This window comes from Hydrogenophaga taeniospiralis CCUG 15921 (assembly GCF_001592305.1).
GTDB classification, from domain to species: Bacteria; Pseudomonadota; Gammaproteobacteria; order Burkholderiales; family Burkholderiaceae_C; genus Hydrogenophaga; species Hydrogenophaga taeniospiralis.
This window is the reverse complement of record NZ_BCWR01000011.1, coordinates 186,925-203,260: the sequence shown is the minus strand read 5'-3', so window position 1 is coordinate 203,260 and position 16,336 is coordinate 186,925. Positions and strand designations below refer to the sequence as shown.

General features: G+C 65.5%; 24 protein-coding genes. 9 read left to right on the top strand and 15 right to left on the bottom strand.

From position 1 onward, the window contains the following. Positions 1 to 11: 11 nt before the first annotated feature. From HTA01S_RS15160 to modC, 8 genes are all read left to right on the top strand, one after another. The gene (locus HTA01S_RS15160; RefSeq protein ID WP_068173332.1) at positions 12 to 308 is read left to right on the top strand and encodes a 2Fe-2S iron-sulfur cluster-binding protein; all 297 of its coding nucleotides are present in this window, start codon (positions 12 to 14) and stop codon (positions 306 to 308) included. 75 nt (positions 309 to 383) lie between these two features. Then, positions 384 to 530 carry a hypothetical protein gene (locus tag HTA01S_RS25335; protein ID WP_157572124.1) on the top strand — a complete coding sequence of 49 codons (147 nt, stop codon included), beginning with the start codon at positions 384 to 386 and terminating at the stop codon, positions 528 to 530. 94 nt (positions 531 to 624) lie between these two features. Beyond that, positions 625 to 957, top strand: a complete 333-nt coding sequence (locus HTA01S_RS15155) for a DMT family transporter (protein ID WP_068173330.1) — start codon at positions 625 to 627, stop codon at positions 955 to 957. A 294-nt stretch (positions 958 to 1,251) separates the two neighbouring features. Continuing rightward, entirely contained in the window at positions 1,252 to 2,076 is an 825-nt protein-coding gene (locus tag HTA01S_RS15150) for a TOBE domain-containing protein (protein WP_068173328.1), read from the top strand. 19 nt (positions 2,077 to 2,095) lie between these two features. Continuing rightward, entirely contained in the window at positions 2,096 to 2,479 is a 384-nt protein-coding gene (locus HTA01S_RS15145; protein ID WP_068173325.1) for a NifB/NifX family molybdenum-iron cluster-binding protein, read from the top strand. Between the two features lie 30 nt (positions 2,480 to 2,509). Further along, positions 2,510 to 3,268, top strand: a complete 759-nt coding sequence (modA, locus tag HTA01S_RS15140; RefSeq protein WP_068173323.1) for a molybdate ABC transporter substrate-binding protein — start codon at positions 2,510 to 2,512, stop codon at positions 3,266 to 3,268. Positions 3,269 to 3,301: 33 nt separating this feature from the next. After that, complete coding sequence (gene modB / locus HTA01S_RS15135; protein WP_068173321.1) at positions 3,302 to 3,973, top strand: molybdate ABC transporter permease subunit; 672 nt, start codon at positions 3,302 to 3,304, stop codon at positions 3,971 to 3,973. Continuing rightward, on the top strand, positions 3,970 to 5,043 hold the full coding sequence (modC, locus tag HTA01S_RS15130) for a molybdenum ABC transporter ATP-binding protein (RefSeq protein WP_068173319.1): 1,074 nt from the start codon (positions 3,970 to 3,972) through the stop codon (positions 5,041 to 5,043). The genes modB and modC overlap by 4 nt, the downstream gene beginning before the upstream one ends. A gap of 68 nt (positions 5,044 to 5,111) precedes the next feature. Here modC and HTA01S_RS15125 read toward each other — a convergent pair whose 3' ends face one another. From HTA01S_RS15125 to HTA01S_RS15115, 3 genes are all read right to left on the bottom strand, one after another. Continuing rightward, positions 5,112 to 5,690 carry a carboxymuconolactone decarboxylase family protein gene (locus tag HTA01S_RS15125; protein ID WP_068173318.1) on the bottom strand — a complete coding sequence of 193 codons (579 nt, stop codon included), beginning with the start codon at positions 5,688 to 5,690 and terminating at the stop codon, positions 5,112 to 5,114. 89 nt (positions 5,691 to 5,779) lie between these two features. Beyond that, the gene (locus HTA01S_RS15120) at positions 5,780 to 6,682 is read right to left on the bottom strand and encodes an AraC family transcriptional regulator (protein ID WP_084236135.1); all 903 of its coding nucleotides are present in this window, start codon (positions 6,680 to 6,682) and stop codon (positions 5,780 to 5,782) included. 21 nt (positions 6,683 to 6,703) lie between these two features. Further along, the gene (locus HTA01S_RS15115) at positions 6,704 to 7,468 is read right to left on the bottom strand and encodes an alpha/beta fold hydrolase (RefSeq protein ID WP_068173316.1); all 765 of its coding nucleotides are present in this window, start codon (positions 7,466 to 7,468) and stop codon (positions 6,704 to 6,706) included. A 147-nt stretch (positions 7,469 to 7,615) separates the two neighbouring features. Here HTA01S_RS15115 and HTA01S_RS26285 point away from each other — a divergent pair, with 147 nt between their 5' ends. Further along, positions 7,616 to 7,732, top strand: a complete 117-nt coding sequence (locus tag HTA01S_RS26285; protein WP_407656116.1) for a TOBE domain-containing protein — start codon at positions 7,616 to 7,618, stop codon at positions 7,730 to 7,732. A gap of 202 nt (positions 7,733 to 7,934) precedes the next feature. Here HTA01S_RS26285 and HTA01S_RS15110 read toward each other — a convergent pair whose 3' ends face one another. The 12 genes from HTA01S_RS15110 to HTA01S_RS15055 form a co-directional block, all read right to left on the bottom strand. Further along, on the bottom strand, positions 7,935 to 9,110 hold the full coding sequence (locus tag HTA01S_RS15110) for a PI-PLC domain-containing protein (RefSeq protein WP_157572123.1): 1,176 nt from the start codon (positions 9,108 to 9,110) through the stop codon (positions 7,935 to 7,937). A 58-nt stretch (positions 9,111 to 9,168) separates the two neighbouring features. Next, entirely contained in the window at positions 9,169 to 9,966 is a 798-nt protein-coding gene (locus HTA01S_RS15105) for a glycoside hydrolase family 25 protein (protein ID WP_068173313.1), read from the bottom strand. Positions 9,967 to 9,972: 6 nt separating this feature from the next. Then, positions 9,973 to 11,823 (bottom strand): hypothetical protein, encoded by a 1,851-nt coding sequence (locus tag HTA01S_RS15100; RefSeq protein WP_068173311.1) that lies wholly within the window; start codon positions 11,821 to 11,823, stop codon positions 9,973 to 9,975. 22 nt (positions 11,824 to 11,845) lie between these two features. Next, on the bottom strand, positions 11,846 to 12,403 hold the full coding sequence (locus HTA01S_RS25325) for a hypothetical protein (protein ID WP_157572122.1): 558 nt from the start codon (positions 12,401 to 12,403) through the stop codon (positions 11,846 to 11,848). A gap of 4 nt (positions 12,404 to 12,407) precedes the next feature. After that, positions 12,408 to 13,508: a hypothetical protein gene (locus HTA01S_RS15090; RefSeq protein WP_068173305.1), complete on the bottom strand. Its 1,101-nt coding sequence runs from the start codon at positions 13,506 to 13,508 to the stop codon at positions 12,408 to 12,410. A gap of 49 nt (positions 13,509 to 13,557) precedes the next feature. After that, positions 13,558 to 13,899: a hypothetical protein gene (locus HTA01S_RS15085; RefSeq protein WP_068173302.1), complete on the bottom strand. Its 342-nt coding sequence runs from the start codon at positions 13,897 to 13,899 to the stop codon at positions 13,558 to 13,560. 40 nt (positions 13,900 to 13,939) lie between these two features. After that, the gene (locus HTA01S_RS15080; protein ID WP_068173300.1) at positions 13,940 to 14,494 is read right to left on the bottom strand and encodes a RebB family R body protein; all 555 of its coding nucleotides are present in this window, start codon (positions 14,492 to 14,494) and stop codon (positions 13,940 to 13,942) included. Continuing rightward, on the bottom strand, positions 14,491 to 14,688 hold the full coding sequence (locus tag HTA01S_RS15075) for a RebB family R body protein (protein ID WP_068173298.1): 198 nt from the start codon (positions 14,686 to 14,688) through the stop codon (positions 14,491 to 14,493). The genes HTA01S_RS15080 and HTA01S_RS15075 overlap by 4 nt, the downstream gene beginning before the upstream one ends. A 57-nt stretch (positions 14,689 to 14,745) precedes the next feature. Beyond that, entirely contained in the window at positions 14,746 to 15,018 is a 273-nt protein-coding gene (locus HTA01S_RS15070) for a RebB family R body protein (RefSeq protein WP_068173297.1), read from the bottom strand. Between the two features lie 66 nt (positions 15,019 to 15,084). Beyond that, entirely contained in the window at positions 15,085 to 15,354 is a 270-nt protein-coding gene (locus HTA01S_RS15065) for a RebB family R body protein (RefSeq protein WP_068173295.1), read from the bottom strand. Positions 15,355 to 15,441: 87 nt separating this feature from the next. After that, positions 15,442 to 15,711 (bottom strand): RebB family R body protein, encoded by a 270-nt coding sequence (locus HTA01S_RS15060; RefSeq protein WP_068173293.1) that lies wholly within the window; start codon positions 15,709 to 15,711, stop codon positions 15,442 to 15,444. Positions 15,712 to 15,816: 105 nt separating this feature from the next. Then, positions 15,817 to 16,113 (bottom strand): RebB family R body protein, encoded by a 297-nt coding sequence (locus tag HTA01S_RS15055; protein WP_068173291.1) that lies wholly within the window; start codon positions 16,111 to 16,113, stop codon positions 15,817 to 15,819. Positions 16,114 to 16,336 lie beyond the last annotated feature (223 nt).

Sequence of the window (16,336 nt, the reverse complement as noted above, 5' to 3'; positions counted from 1 at the left end):
GGCAAGAAAAAATGACCACACTCACCGTCCTTCCGTCCGGAAAAACCTACGAAGTCGCCGCTGGCACCACCCTGCTCAAAGCCCTGCTCGCCGTGGGCGAGCCGGTGGTGAGCAAATGCGGTGGTGATGCGAAATGCGAGAGCTGCCACGTCTTCGTCACCAGCGGGCGCAAGAGCCTCTCGCGCATCCAGCCGGTGGAAAACCAGAAGCTCGACGGCATGGTGGGCGTGGCCTCCGCCTCGCGCCTGGCCTGCCAGGCCGTGCTCGGTGAAGAGCCGGTCACGGTGGAGCTGCTGCTGACAGCATGAAGACATAACCCCTCCAAGCGCCTGCGGCCCACCCCCAAGGGGCAACACCTACGGCCCGGCGGAGCCGGTTCCGCGGTGTCCCCGGTGGGTCTGTGGTGCGGTGGCCGGGGGCTCACCCACACCGACCCGCAGACCGGCCAGGCGCTGGTGCCTGCGACGCTGTTGTGGCTGCGGGTGTACCGGCAGAGCCAACCCGATCTGTTTCGCATGAGTCTGGCTTGAGCGATATATCGTTAGCATTCGCTGATCGTTTCGGGTACCGCTCCCTTCCCTCTGCTCTGCATCCGGTATAGATGCGGAGCCCGAAGGGTATTCAATGAGCGTACAGACCTATTCCTGGCTGCTGCTTGTAGCCAGCATCGCGGCGGAGGTGGCAGGAACGATTGCTCTCCGATATGCAGATGGATTCACACGCCCCGTCCCGTCGCTGGTGGTCGTGGCCTCGTATGCGGCGGCCATTTGGCTCATGTCCTTGGCCGTGAGGCACTTGGAAGTCGGGTTGGCGTATGCGGTGTGGGCGGGAAGCGGTACCGCGTTGACGGCAGCCCTCGGCATCCTCTGGTTCTCCGAGTCGATGACGCTCTTGCGGATTGCGGGAGTCGTCATGATCGTCATTGGCGTGGTCGTGCTCAACCTGGAGACGCAGTAGGCACGTCCGCAGCACGCGAGGTGCCACGAACGAGATCTGCATCCACCCAAAAAAGCACGGAGAAAGAGACACGCGTTCTCATCCAAAAGCTGGCCCACGTTTTGCAAACCAGACCAATAAGCAACGCCAGAGTGGACGTTGTGTAGCAAAGCACACAACGCTGTCGCAAGGCCCGTGCGTTATGTCGTGATCGATACAGGAGCCCGTCATGTCCCAACCGTTGTACAGCCCGTTGCCCAACGCCCGCCCGTGCGTGGTCCGCACGCGGCACGCCCTCGGGCAGGACATGCCGCGATGAGTGCCACCAGCCCGCCCCTGATGGGCAAGCTGCTGATCGACACCGCCGTGGGCAGCTTCCTCGGCGACAAGCGCATCCGCCTGCTCGAAGCCATTGCGGCACACGGCTCCATTCTGCAGGCCGCCAAGGCCGTGCCCATGGCCTACAAGGCCGCGTGGGACGCGGTGGACGACATGAACAACGTGGCGCCCGAGCCGCTGGTGCTGCGCGCCACCGGCGGGCGCAACGGCGGCGGCAGCGAACTCACCGCGTTTGGCCGCCGCCTGATCGCCTTCTACCGCGCGCTGGAGCAGGAGTCGCAGGCCGCCATGGTGCGCCTGAGCCAGCAGCTCACCCGGGCGGGCGATCCCGACATCGCGGCCTACCGCGCCATCCTCAAAAGGCTCCACATGAAAAGCAGTGCACGCAACCAGTTCGCCGGCCCGGTCGGTGCCCTCCACCCTGGCGAGGTCGAAAGCGAAGTGACCCTGACGCTCGGCCCCGACTTGTCGCTCACCGCGCTGGTCACCAACGAGTCGGCGCAGGCCATGGGGCTGGCCGAAGGGCGGGAGGTGATGGCCTTCGTCAAGGCCTCGTCCATCGTGCTCATGGTGGGTGACGAAGGCGCCCGCGTGTCGGCTCGCAACCGCTACCGGGGAACGGTCCAGGCCCTGCACCTGGGGCCGGTCAATGCCGAGGTGACGCTGGCACTGCCCGGTGGCCAGCACACGCTCACCGCCGTCATCACGAGCGCAAGCGTCGATCGCCTGCGCCTGACGCTCGGCCAGCCGGTCACGGCCATGTTCAAGGCCTCCAGCGTGTTCCTGATGGTCAACGACTGAGTTCCGAAGGAGATCTCTCATGAAAGTCGCCATTGCCACCCACCACGAATGGAGCCAGGTCAGCGGCCACGCGGGCCAGGCCCGCGAGTGGCTGCTGTTCGATTGCCAGAGCGGGCCGCTGCCCGAGCCGCGGCGAATCGTGCTCAGCAAGGAACAGCTGCCGCACCACTTCAAGGACGACGGCCCGCACCCGCTGCGCGGCGTGGACCTGCTGATCGCGGGCAGCGCTGGCGACGGCTTTCTGCGCCACATGGCGGGCTGGGGCGCGCAGGTGCTGCTGACCGGCGAGACCGACCCGCGCGCCGCGCTGCAAAAGGTGCTGGCTGGCGAGGCGCTGCCCGACACGCGCTTCGACGTGACCACCGCGCTGTGCAAGGTGCGCGACCTGTTTTCGCGGCATTGAGTTGTTTCTCTTCATCCAAGGAGTGTTTCCATGACCATCAAGCCTTTTGCTGCCTCGCTGCTCGCCGGCCTGCTGCTCATGGTCTCGCCGGCCCACGCCGACGAGATCCCGGTGGCCGTGGCTGCGAACTTCACCGCGCCGTTCAACCAAATCGCCGCCGAGTTCCAGAAAGAAACCGGCCACAAGGTGGTGGCGTCGTTCGGCTCCACCGGCAAGTTCTACGCACAGATCAAGAACGGCGCGTCGTTTGAAATCCTGCTCGCGGCCGACGACGAAACCCCGGCCAGGCTGGTCAAGGAGGGCGCGGCCGTGGCCGGCAGCCAGGCCAGCTACGCCATCGGCAAGCTGGTGCTGTGGTCGGCCAAACCGGGCATGGTCGATGCGGCGGGCGAGGTGCTCAAGCGCGGCGGCTTCGACCACATCGCGCTGACCAACCCCAAGCTCGCGCCCTACGGCGCGGCCGCCGTGGAGGCGATGAAGAAGCTGGGCGTGTACGACAGCCTGGCGCCCAAGTTCGTGACCGCCGAAACCATCACCCAGACCCACCAGTTCGTCAGCAGCGGCAACAGCCCGCTGGGCTTCGTGGCGCTGTCGCAGGTGCTCAAAGACGGCAAGGTCGAAGGCTCGGCCTGGGTGGTACCCGCGAACCTCTACACCCCCATCCGGCAAGACGCGGTGCTGCTGACCCCGGGCAAGGGCAAGGCCGGCCCCGCCGCGTTGCTGAAGTACCTGCAGGGCGCCAAGGCGCAGGCGGTGATCACGTCCTACGGCTACGAGATCGCGCTGTGAGGCGCGGCGGCTGACCTTCACAGGCTGAACCGCATGTTGTCGACCGACGACCTCGCCGCCGTGTGGCTCACCGTCAAGCTCGCGGGCCTCACCACCGTGCTGCTGCTCGCTCTGGGCACACCGGTGGCCTGGTGGCTGGCGCGCACGCCCTCAAAGCTCAAGGGCCTGGTGGGGTCGGTGGTCACGCTGCCGCTGGTGCTGCCGCCGGCGGTGCTGGGTTTCTACCTGCTGGTGTTGATGGGGCCGCAGGGCCCGGTGGGCCGGCTCACGCAGGCGCTGGGCCTGGGCCTGTTGCCCTTCACCTTCGCCGGTCTGGTGGTGGCCTCGTGCCTGTACTCCATGCCCTTTGTGGTGCAGCCGCTGCAGCAGGCCTTTGCCGCCATCGGCCGCGCGCCCATGGAGGCGGCGGCCACGCTGCGCGCCTCGCCGCTGGACGCGTTTTTCACCGTCGCTCTGCCGCTGGCCCGGCCGGGTTTCATCACCGCCGCTGTGCTCGGCTTTGCGCACACGGTGGGCGAGTTCGGCGTGGTGCTCATGATCGGCGGCAACATCCCGGGCAAGACGCAGGTGCTGTCCATGGCGATCTACAACCACGTGGAAGCGATGGAATACACCAACGCCCACTGGCTGGCCGGCGGCATGCTGGTGTTTTCTTTCGCCGTGCTGCTGTTGCTGAACAGCCGAGGCTGGAACCGCAGAGGATGAATCTCGACATCCGCTTCCGCCAGGACTTCCCCGGCTTCACGCTCGACGTGGACCTGCAACTGCCCGGCCGCGGCGTGACCGCGCTGTTCGGCCCCTCGGGCTGTGGCAAGTCCACGCTGCTGCGCTGCATCGCCGGGCTCAACGCCGCGCCCAGCGGGCGTTGCGTGGTCAACGGCGAAGTCTGGCAGGACGGCCCGCACAGCCTGCCCACCCACCAGCGGCGCCTGGGCTACGTGTTCCAGGAGCCGCAGCTGTTTGCGCACCTGAGTGTGAGCGCCAACCTGCAGTACGGCCGCCAGCGCACAGCCCAGGCGCAGCAACGCGTGGCGTGGGAGCGGGCCGTGGAGCTGCTGGGCATTGGCCACCTGCTGGAGCGCCGCACCGCCGGGCTCTCGGGCGGCGAACGTCAGCGCATCGCCATCGCCCGCGCCCTGCTCACCAGCCCGCGCCTGCTGCTCATGGACGAGCCGCTGGCCGCGCTGGACCAGGCGCGCAAGAACGAGTTCATGCCCTACCTGGAGCGCCTGCACCGCGAGCTGGACATTCCGGTGGTCTACGTGAGCCACGCGCCCGACGAGGTGGCGCGCCTGGCCGACCACATCGTGGTGATGGAGGGCGGGCGCTCACTCGCGTCGGGGCCGCTGGCCGAGACGCTGGCCCGCGTCGACCTGCCCATCCGCCTGGGCGAAGACGCGGGCGTGGTGCTGGAGGGCGTGGTGGTGGAGCGCGACGCGGCCTGGAGCCTGGCCCGGGTGGCGTTTCCCGGCGGCTGCCTCTGGGTACGCGATGGCGGGCAGGAAAAGGGCACCACGGTGCGCATCCGCATCCTGGCGCGCGACGTGAGCCTGGCGCTCTCGCCCGCGACCGACACGAGCCTGCTCAACAGCCTGCCGGTGGTGGTTGACCAGCTGGCCGACGACAGCCACCCGGCGCTGGCCTTGTGCCGTTTGCGGGTGGGGACTTCGTCGTCCCTGCTCGCGCGGTTGACGCGGCGCTCGGCGGCTGCGCTGGGGCTGGAGCCGGGTCAGGCGGTTTGGGCACAGATCAAGGCGGTGGCGTTGATTGGGTAAGCCAGGCGTGAGCGGGGCGCGGGCTGCAGGGTGGTGCTGCTTGATGTTGGACACCACCCGCTCTCGCGTCAGACTTTGGCTGAAACAGCGTAGGGTGCAAAGGGGGCATCCAGCTGCGGATCAAACGCGTGATTGCTGTAGTTGCTCAGGGTTTTGACGGCCAGGGCCAACACCACGTACAGCAGCTGGTGTTCCGTGAAACCCGCATCGTAGAAGGCGTCTGCCTGGGCAGGGGAGAGGTGGCCCCGCTGCAGCACCAACGCCGTGGCCGTGGCACGCAGGGCCTCCATCCGTCTGTCCGGCACGGTGGCACCGTCGCGAAGGGCTTGCAGCACTGGCGCGGGCACACCCGACATCTTCTCGGCCACCATGCTGTGGGCGGCGACGCAATAGTCGCAGCCGTTGGCGATGCTGGCGGCCAGAAAGACCACCTCCTGCTCAGCGGGGCTGAAGCCCGACTCGCTTCGGAACAGCCCGTAGCCGTGCAGGTAGGTGCTCAGCACGGCTGGCGCATGGGCCATGTTGGCGTACATGGCGGGCACGAAGCCCATCTTGCTTTGGGCGTCGGCCAATTGGGATGCCGCCGTGCCTTTGGCGGTGGCCGGGGTGAGTGGCGAAAGGGACTTGATGAACGAGGAAGCAGACATGCAATTTCTCCAGAGTGGTGCAGGGCACCGCTGCGCCCCAAAACCAGTGACAGCGAAACTGCCGGGCACCGTTGAGGCGTGCATGAATGCTAGGAATTCAGGCCGTTGGCCAGTTGCCTCTGCGTCTCGTTTGTTTCGCCGGGCATCTCTGTGTGCGTGGTCAACGGCTGTGGATGCGGCCCTTTCAGCCACGCCGCCGGAGACAGGCCCACTTTGCGCGTGAATGCGCGCGTAAAGGCGCTTGCGCTGGTGTAGCCCACCGCGTCCACCACATGCTTGATGCCTCGACCACTGCGGAGCAGACGCTGCGCCGTTGTGATGCGCCATGAGCCGACGTAGTCCGCAGGGGTGTCCCCCGTGACCTGGCGAAACAAGAGTGCGAAGCGTGCGCGCGACATGCCGGCGCACTCGGCCATCGCTTCGAGCGTCCAGTCTTTTGCCGGGTGCTCGTGCACCTGGTGCAGAACTTTGGACAAGCGCGGGTGTGCCAGGCCCGCCATGGAACCCCCCTGCGCCAGGCCGTGTTCCAGGCAGTGGCGCAGGAGTTTCACCATGATGATTTCGCAATAACGGTCCAGAACAGCCTGGCGCCCAAACCGCTGCTCGAACGCCTCATCAAACATCGATCGCAGAAGGCCTTCAATGGAGGGCATGGACCGCAGGGGGACCATCACCGCAGATGGCAAGGTGCTGGTGATCGGGTTCCAGCCGCCCATCCCGAACTGGACGGTGCCACAGACCATGTCGGAGCCCGTGTCCTGGTCGATCACCAGTCGGTGCGGGCCGGGCCTTGGCAAGAACAGCACCGTCGGTTCGTCCACCACGATGGGGCTGGCATCGATGCCGATCAGCTGTGCGGTGCCTGTGCGGACCAGATGCAGGTGCCCGCGACTGGCGTCGTCGGGAAAACCGTGTATCCCGCAAATGTTGCCGGCATAGAAGACGCCGGCACGCAACGCATACTGGTTCAGCAAGGTGGTCAAACTGTCCATGGCGATCAGATGAAGGTCGGCTTACGTGCCGAACCCGGCAAGGTGTTGTTCCAGCACGGTGAAGAATTCAAACGGTGTTTCGATCATCGGGTAGTGTCCTGCACCCTCCATCATGGTCAGTGTCGCGTTGGGCAGCCAGGTCAGGTAGGTTTGGGCAAGCAACTTCTGGTCGATGGCGCCATCATGCCGGCCGCCAAGGACGAGGGTGGGTGTCGAAAGCCCCATGGTTTCATTTGAGAAATCCGTGGATGTCCACGCTTCAAGGTACGCCAGGTACGCGGGCGTTGACGTGCTTGCCCGGGCCTTTCGGGTCAGCTCCTGGAGCAATCTGGTGCTGTGGCGGCGTCCGGTCAATGTGTTGAAGATCTCCATCAGTGCTTCATCGCTTGTCGCAGATGACTCGAAGAAGTTGCGGGTTGCAGCATCGAGGTCAAAGCCGGAACTTGGAACCGGTGTGGTCGCGATCAGCGAGGTCAGCCGCTCTGGCGCCCGGATGGCCATCTTCTGCGCGACCATTCCTCCCATGGAGTGACCGACCACGTGAAAGGCCGCCCAACCCAGGTGCTCTGCCAGTTTGAGCGCATCTCCTGCCACCTCGTCCAGCGTGAAATTCCCATCCAGCCGTTGGGACGTTCCGTATCCACGGTAGTCCATCAATGCCACGGTGTATTGCGTATGCTCGAAGTACGGAAGAACGCTTGAGAAGATGGTGTGATCACTCAACCAGCCATGTAAGAACAGTACTTTGGTGGGGCCGTGTCCATGTACTTTGCAACCGATGTTCATGTTGTCTCCAGATGTGGTTTTGAAGGGGCGTGAGCCGCCTGCATTGCGCCGGCGAATGGCGCTTGGAGATTCTGTTTTTGGGTCGCGAAGGCGAGGTCGCAAATCGTCTCGATTCCTGTGCAGACTGTCGCGCTGTGACGCTTGCAGGTGGGGACTTCGTCCTCACTGCTCGCTCGGTTGATGCGGCGCTCGGCGGCTGCGCTCGGGCGGGTACCGGGTCAGGTGGTTTGGGCGCAGATCAAGGCTGTGACTTTGATCGGGTAGCGATGAGGCTCTGCGTAATTGGGTTTCGGCTGACAGTGCAGTCCGATCCCTGAGGACACTTTTCGGCGGCATAACTCCGCCCGCTACCAACCAAAGGCCTCACGCGGCAACAGCAACTCCGCCATGTTGCCGCCGCACAGTTCGCTCAGGGATTGAAGCTTGCGGGCTGTTGAGCGCATGAAGCCCCGCCCAGAACCCGCAATCACCAGGTATTTCTTTCCCCCACCGGCCCCACATTCATGCGCGCGGCAATGGCCACGGGGATCGCCATGCCATTCCAGGGTGACCCGGCGTTCTGGTGTTTGGTGGAGTCGTAGTCGTCCACATAGATGATGTTGATCTGGGGGTCTGCTGCCGCGTTGTAGCAAACACCGTTCCAGCCGCGATTGGCCCCGCAGAACAGGTTGAGCAGCAAGGGGTTGGCGATTTGTTGTGCGGCCTCCAGGGGGTCCCAGGTGCCGGTGAGCGTCAGTGAGAACTGTGGCGTCAAGGTCCACGACAACAGGTGCAGCGTGCCGGCCACGCCGCCCACCGCATTGGCCGTCCAGTTGCCCGGGTTGAAGGGCTGGGTGGTGTAGGCAAAATTCTGTCGGTTGCGCAGTTTGTTGAGCTGGTCGGTGCGTATGCCAGAGAGCACGTAACCATCTTCCACCCGGCCCAGGTTGGAATACTGGTCAAACAGTTCAATCGGGTTGGCGGGCGCTGCGTACTTGGGTGCCACGACGAAAAAGCCCGGGATGCCATTGGGTGGCGCGGTAAAAGGCAGGCCCATGACATACGCCTCCTGCGGGGTGTCGAGCGCGCCGTCGTACAGGACCAGCACACGCGACCGCAGAACGGCACCGGCGACGGCGCCTGGAGGTGGCCCGTTGGCAATGGGCGGCGTGGACAGGAGTTGCCAATAGGGGCAGTTGCACAGGTCGATGTTGCTTTGGGTGTACTCGACCAGATACGGCCCCAAGGTGGCTTGGATGGCCGCGACGAGGTTGGCGTGCAGCAGGTTGGTGAACTTGTAGAAGTGCGACACGTTCAGGATCACCAGCTCGCGGTCAGTCGGGGCCAGGCTGTCAAAGTAGTCTTTGATCTGCTGCAGGATCCCGTCGGCGCCGGTCAGCTCCCCGCCCCAGTAGAACTGGCCGTGGTAGGTCCAGAACTCGGTGCCCCTGGCGCAGGGCCGGAGGTCGAAATAGCGCACCCCACCGGCGAGCTGCTGAAAGATGTCCTGGGTCTGCGTGGCGGAGTAGACGTTGGAAATTCGCTGGTCCCGGTAGCAGCCCGAATCGTGGGTGCCGGGCAGCGTGATCTGGTGCAAGGACCGATTCTGGAAGGGGCCGAGCGGCGCCCCTTCCAGCGCAGGATCGTAAAAGAGGTCGGTCATCCAGGGCATGGTTCAGTCCTTCGGGGTTTCAGCAATCGCTTTGGCCGGGCTTTCCAGGCTATCGGACCGTGAGCGCCTGGAGCTGGGCCGGGCCGCCATTGAAGCGGTTCAGGTCCACCGGGCCGGGCACACCGGCCACGTTGCCGTTCTGGCTGTGCTGCCAGAAGGTCCAGCGTGCCCAGCCCTTGGGCAACTGCGGGCTGGCCTGGCTGTTGTATTCGGCCAGCCAGAGCGGGTAGTCGGCAAAGACGGACAGGTACTCGTCGGCAAAGTGCTCGCCCGAATAGAGGATGGGTTTGACGCCGTACTGCTGCTCCAGCAGGCCGAGGAACTGTTGCAGTGCCGGCGCCAGGGCTTGGGTGTCGCCCTTGCTCAGCCGCTCGATGTCCACCACCGGGGGCAGATCCCCTGGCTTCAGGCTCAGCTGGGCCGAGAAGTTGCTGAACTGGGCCTGCGGCGTGTCGTCGCTCTCGTAGAAGTGGTAGCTGCCCACCGCCAGGCCCGCGGCGCGGGCCTGCTGCACATTGCGGGCGTGGTCGGGGTCGACGACGGTGGCGCCTTCGCTCGACTTGACGAACACGAAGTGCTTGCCGGCCTGTTTGATCTGCTCAAAGTTCACCGCACCGCCTTGCCAGTTGGACAGGTCCACCCCCTCGACGACGTCGGTCGTGCTGACGGGCGCTGGCGCGGGAGCGGCTGGCTGCGGTGCGGGGGCCGCAGGGGCCACCGGGGCGCTGACCGGCTCGGCCACCGTGGGTGTGCGCGGCTCGCAGGCGCTGAGGGCCGCCAGCAGCAGGAGGGTGCTCAGCCTGAGCAGTGTCGTGTGGCGTTGAGGGTGTAGCGCGTGTGGGTTCATCGGGCATCAGCTCCTGGGAAAGAGTCGGTTGAGCATGTCGAATTGTTTGGTCAGCGCATTGCGGATGCAGAAGTCCTTGATGGTGGCTGCGGCGACTTTGTGTTGTTCGGTCATGTCCAGCACAGACGCCAGATAGACCGTGGGCATCAGCGGATCGGGTATGAACGGCGCCTGGGAGGCGATGGCGGTGGTCAGTGTGATGCAGGCAACAGCCCTGTCGTCGCAAAAAATCACCAGCGTTTGTTCACGGCTCGTGCCAGGCTGGCGCAGCGTGGTGTGCTCGCGCAGTTCAACCCGGATGGTCTTGTTGAGAAAAGTCTGCGTGATCCACCGGTTGAGCGGCGTGAGCGGAGGAACGTTCGCCTGTGTCGCCCGGTTGGCGAGCCAGTGGGGCAGGTTGTCGCGCAGCAGGTGTGCGGTGTCTTCCAGCTTGCTGGCATCACGCACCCGCAACCACGCCGCCATGTCGATGCCGGAGCCGGGAAATGCGTCGGTCGAGATGTAGCCATTGCGCACGATGGTGGAATAGAGCGCCAGGTCGTCGCTGGCCCCGACATCCGTGATGGTCAAGGGGGGCAGCAGGCCGGCGATCATCAGGCTGATCGTCTGGCGGCCCGCGATCGACTGCTCGCCGTCGTACGGCAATTGCCGGCTGGCCACCAGGTACATCATGTTGACCGCCATGTATTCTGGCGTGCCAGGGGCAGCGGCCAGGGCGGCACCCGCGCCGTTGTTGGTGAGCACCGCATTGACCGCCCCCACCACGGGCGGGCGCACGGGCAGTTGCGCCACCGGGATGCCGGCGCTGGCCGCCATGCGCGCCTGGTAGTCCGCCTGCTGCAACGCCGTGCCGGCGTTGTAGATCTGCGCCAGGCGGGCAAAGCGTCTGGCCACCTTGTCCACGCTCTTGGACACGCCCGCGGCCACTTCGCACAACATGAGCACCTGCTCGTCGAAGTGGTAGACCAGTGAGGGCAGCGGCAGGGTCTGCGTGATCGTCGTCCCCTGGTACTGGAGCGAGACGTCGATGGGGTCGATCTGCATGTGACCCGAGCGCAGGTCTTCCCACACTTCAACGGCTTCCACGGTGTTCAGGCGCGGCAGCGTCACGTCGATCAGTTCCATCAGCAGCGGGCGCTCGATCTGCGGCCCCGTGGTCTGACCCGGGAGCAAGGGCGCCGGCCATTGGAGCGGTTCCGCATGCCAGGTGTAGCCCAGCCGGTAGAGCAGAAACGGTTCGATGCCGTCGTTGAAGATCATGCCGGGAAACTCCGCACCGGGCATCGATCTGTCGACGAGTTTGCGTTGCGTGTTCAGCCACAGACCGGTTCGGTTGTGATCGAACACCTGGCGGATGGTCTGTGGATCGTCACGGGTGACCTCGTACAGGTACAGAAGCGCCGACTGCTGGCTCTGGAGCTGATTCGGTGACGTGATCTCCGGATTCCAGCGGGCGATTTCGACGGCGCAGTTGCGCAGTTCGTCGAGGATCAGGTCCTCGATCACCGCGTAGATGTGGTTCTGGATCGGGATCGGTGCCCAGGGATCGACCACGATCTGGGTGTCCCAGTCGGACTTTCCGCCCCCTTGCTGCGTGGCCGCCGGACCGCCCGGGTTGATCACGCATTCAAAGGCATTGCCACCCTTCATATAAAAGTAGAAGAGTGGCTGTGCCGGGTTCACACCGAGGTCCTGGTAGAGCACTTCCTTCAAGGAGAGCAGCCGCGCCCAGAGCGTCGACAGGGACTGCAGCACGGTGATGCGTACCGCAGGGTAGGTGGCGGCATCGTTGATGGTGGCCGTGAGTTGACGGCTCAGGTCACGGCGGATGGATCGAACCAGAGGGATTTCTTGCATGGTGCGTCCCTGGTCTGGGCGATCAGCTGCCCGCAGCGGGTGGCGCTGGCGGTTTGTTGGCCAGCGAGGCACTGGCCGCCGCCATGGCCGCCTGTACCTGCGCCTGGGCCTGGGCAACCGCCTGGGTTTGCGCCTGTATGGCTTGCTGCATGGCCTGTTGCATGGCCGAAACGTTGGACTGCAGCGCGCTCTCGGCCTGGGCGACCGCCTGCGCCGCAGCCTGCGACCCGGCGATGTTGGTGGTGGCGGCCACGGCCGCCTGGGCGGCTGCGGCGGCACTGGCCACGGCCGCATCGATCTGGGCCTGCGCGATCTTCATCGCATCGCTCGCCGGGTCGGCGGGGGCGACGGCAGGCGCATCGCTGGGGGTGGGTGTCGGTGGGGTAACGGGTGCCGCCACCGGCGGCGAAGGGGGCTGCGATGCTGCAGCGGTTGTTGGGGCGGCCGTGGGGGCGACGGCTTGGGCGGCCGGCGCGGCCTTGCTGGGGGCCGCTGAGGCTGCAGCGGGTTTGGTCGCCGGCGCCGGGGTCGGTGCCGGGGTGGGCTTGGAACGCGAGGGGATGGGGGCGGACTTGGCCATGGGGCTACTCCGGTGTCGAGGTGGATGGGGAACTGGGCAGGCCCGAGGCCGCATCGGGCGCTGCCCAGGAACCAAACTTGCGCAATGACAGCAGCCGGTCCGCGCTGACGTGTAACACCGCCTGCTGTGTGTCGTTCTGCAGCGTGAAGGTGAGGCTGGCGCCGTCCTGCCCCAGGCGGCTTTCCTTCAAACGGTTGCCACCCAGGAAGGCCTGCGCCGTGCTGAGGTAGAGGTCAAACAGGCGGCGCGCGTCCGCGCCGGTTTCGTTGCTGAAGATGGTTTGCGTGACCATCTGCAGCACGGCCTGCGACAAGCGTGAAAAGCCCAGCGTGTGCCCCCGGGCCAGCCAGTTGCGCAGGCACTGCTCGACCTCGGCGGGTGAGGGCAAGCGGTCTGGCAGTTGCGGGCACTCCATCGCGCCGAAGGCCAGCGGCAGCAGGGTCTGCACGGCCTGGCTGCACAACTGGCCGCGCGTGGCCGCCGTGCCGCCCAGTGCGTTCATCTTCTTGGAATGCGCTAGGTACACCTGGTAGTAGTCGCAGAACTCGGGCACGGTACGGGCCTGCTGCACGCCGAAGGCCGCCGCCTCCTGGCGCAGTTGGGCGGGGTTGTCGCCGTCCTGTCCCATGGCTGCTGCGGCCAGCGCGTGCAAGGCCACGCGGTCGTTGAAATCCAGCGCCTGAAACACAGACGCCTCCGCCACACCCAGGTCTTGCAGAAACTCGCTGGCGCTGCGCAGCTGCTGCGCGTCCACCAGATGGTGGTCGGCCATGATGCGTTGCGTCTGTTGCACCACGGCGGCGCTGGTGTCGCCGGTTTCGGCCTGGCCGAGGGTGCGCAGGTTGGCGCTGCCCAGCGACATGAGCTTGACCGGGCTGACCCACAGGCCCAGCCCCGGCAGCAAGGCCATGGGCGAGGCGTGCAGCCCCTGCTGCACCTCGGCCAGCAGCGTGGTCTCGTCCGCCACTTCGTAGCACACCATGGGGTTGGGCAGGGCCCAGGCCAGCCACTGGGGGCCGCCGTCGATATAGGTCAAGGTCTGACGCGCGAGCTCAGACAGGCTCTCACTCTTCTGGATCAGCTTGCCGGCAACGATGACTGTCATGGCGTGGGTTCTTTCACCTATGTGTGATGCGCTTCGCACCAAGCGCGGGTCAGCCCGCAGGGTAACCCTTGATGACGTTGGCGGCCGTGGCACCGACCTGGCCGAACTCGACGTTGGCCTGCGTCATCACCTGCTGCGCGGCCGTGATCACCTCGACGTATTTCACGTCCTTGGTCGCCAGGAGCTGGGCCATGGCCACACCGATGGCCGTGGTGGCGATGGTCGAGAGGTTGCGCAACGCATCGGCTGAATCCTGCACCGCAATGGCGGTTGACTGCGCCACCGACTGGTAGGCCTTGCCGGCCCCGCTGGTCATGACCACCTGCGGAGCCATCGTGGCCAGTTGAATCTGATTGACGGTGTCGATGACCTGGGCGTTGGTGTTGTCCATGGCGAATCCTTAAGCTCTGAGATGGTCGGCGTGGGCGTGGTTACGGCGCGGGTGGGGCGGGCGTCGGCGCGGGGGCGGGTGCGGGTGCGGGCTCCGGTGCCGGCGTGGGCGACGGGGTTGGCGCGGGTGCAGGTGTCGGTGCAGGCGTTGCGCTGGCCTGCTGCGCCAGGCTCTTCAGGTCGGCCTGGGCCTCTTGCGCCACGGTGCTGGTGGCTTCGGCCACACCCTGCAGCGTGGTGATGGCCGCGGTGCCCTGGCTGAAGGCGGTCTGCACCACCACCTCGTTCGACGGGGATGGTGTGGGGCCGGGCAGGGGGTTGACCACCGGCGGCGTCGGCGCGGGGGGCACGGGCGGCGGCGTGTAGGGCGGGTAGGCGTTGAGCATGCGTGCGCAGGCGGCGGTCACGGAGGCCGAGCTCACCATGCCCGCGTTTTGCTGGCGGTTGACCGCGTTGTACATGGCCATGCCCAGCGTCTCGACCATCACCGTGTCGAGCATGGCAAAGGCATGCGCGGGTGACTGCCCAGAGATCAGCGTGGTGACACTGTTCACACTGTCCACCACCTGGTCGTTGACGGTGCCGTCGTTGTTCATTTGGGATTCGCTCCTAACTTGATGATCAAGACGAGGGTCTGGGTGACGGCGGCTGCCGCCGTCACCTGCCCGCGTTGCTGGTTGGACACCGCGTTCTGCATGGCCAGGCCGATGCTGTCCGCCATGGCCAGATAGGTCATGCCCATCGCCATGGCGGGCGCTTGCGCCAGGCTCAGGGGCGCGCTACGCGCCATGGTGCGGGAACCCGGTGTCGCCCATTACCGTGCCGGGGCGTTGCCGCCCCACGGCGTTTAGTGCAGGCCCAGCACCTTGCCCGTGGCCACGCCGGTGCTGGCCGTGTCCACCGACAACATGGTGGCCACGCTCTGGGTGGTGGAGGCCTGCATGGTGACGTAGGACTGTTGCTGGTTGTTGGTGGCGTTGTGCGCGGCGTTGGACAACGCCTGGCCCGTGGCCACGAAGAGGTTGCCCATGGCAACGGCCGGGGCATCGCCCAGCACCTTGGTGTTGACCTGGGAAACAGAGTCGGTGATCTGGCTGTTGACTGCGGTAGGGAAGGCCATGTGAACTACTCCTTAAAGATTGAGAAGGGATGAAGACAAATCAAGACAAGACGTCACGGTGCGTGTTCAGGCGCCGAGGATGGCCTTGGTCGCCATGCCATCGGCGGCCGTGTCCAACGAGTACAGCAAGGACACGCCCATGGTGGTGGCGGCTTGCGCCGTCACGTACATCTGCTGCTGCGCGTTGGTGGCGTTGTGCGCCGCGTTGGCCAGGGCTTGCGCCGTGGCCTGGTACAGGTTGCCCATCGCGACGGCAGGCGCGGTGCCCAAAACCTGAAGGTTGCTTTGCGTCACCGAATCGGTGATCTGGCTGTTGACAGCGGTAGGAAAGGCCATGTTCTTTACTCCTGTTGGCTTGTGGCACGGTGGCTCGGTGAATCAAGGCGCCAAAGACGGTTTCACGGACACGTGCGACGGCAACGATCAGCTGCTCAGAATGGTCTTGGTGGCCACGCCCGCGCTGGCGGTGTCCACCGAGTACAGCGTGGCCACGCCCATGGTGGTGGCGGCCTGCGCCGTCACATAGCTTTGCTGCTGCGCGTTGGTGGCGTTGTGTGCGGCATTGGCCAGGGCCTGGGCGGTTGCCTGGAACAGGTTGCCCATGGCAATGGCCGGGGCGTCACCCAACACCTTGGTGTTGGCCTGCGTGACAGAGTCGGTGATCTGGTCGTTGACAGCGGTGGGAAAAGCCATGAAATCCTCCGTTGGAAATTAGTTGGGAAAGGTCTGAAACACAGCGCCGTCAGTGTGTTGGAAACTGACGGAAAGAAAAAGGCGGAAAAAAGCGATCAGGGGCGATCAGGTGCCCAGGCCCCGGACGCCGGAGCTGGGGGTCAGGATGGTCTTGGTGGCCACGCCGGTGCTGGCGGTGTCCAGCGAATACAGGGTGGCCACACCCATGGTGGTGGCGGACTGCGAGGTCACGTAGCTTTGCTGCTGTGCGTTGGTGGCGTTGTGCGCCGCATTGGCCAGGGCCTGCGCCGTGGCCTGGTACAGGTTGCCCATCGCGATGGCAGGTGCATCGCCCAACACCTTGGTGTTGGCCTGGGTGACGGAATCGGTGATTTGATCGTTGACGGCGGTCGGAAAGGCCATGGTGCGTTCCTTGTTGGTTGGACCAGATGCTGGTCGGGTTGGCGGTTGGAAAACTGCGGTTCGGCCATTTGTTTTGCCTTGAGCCGCAGGCAAATAGTAGTGACACGCACCCTGACCCGAAGTGGGGCAGACGACGGAAAAACTGGGCCAGACGATGGTGTTGGCGCTGCGCACCCTTTGCCCGTGCAGCCACGCCGCATCCCATTGGAAAATCGTGCGCAAG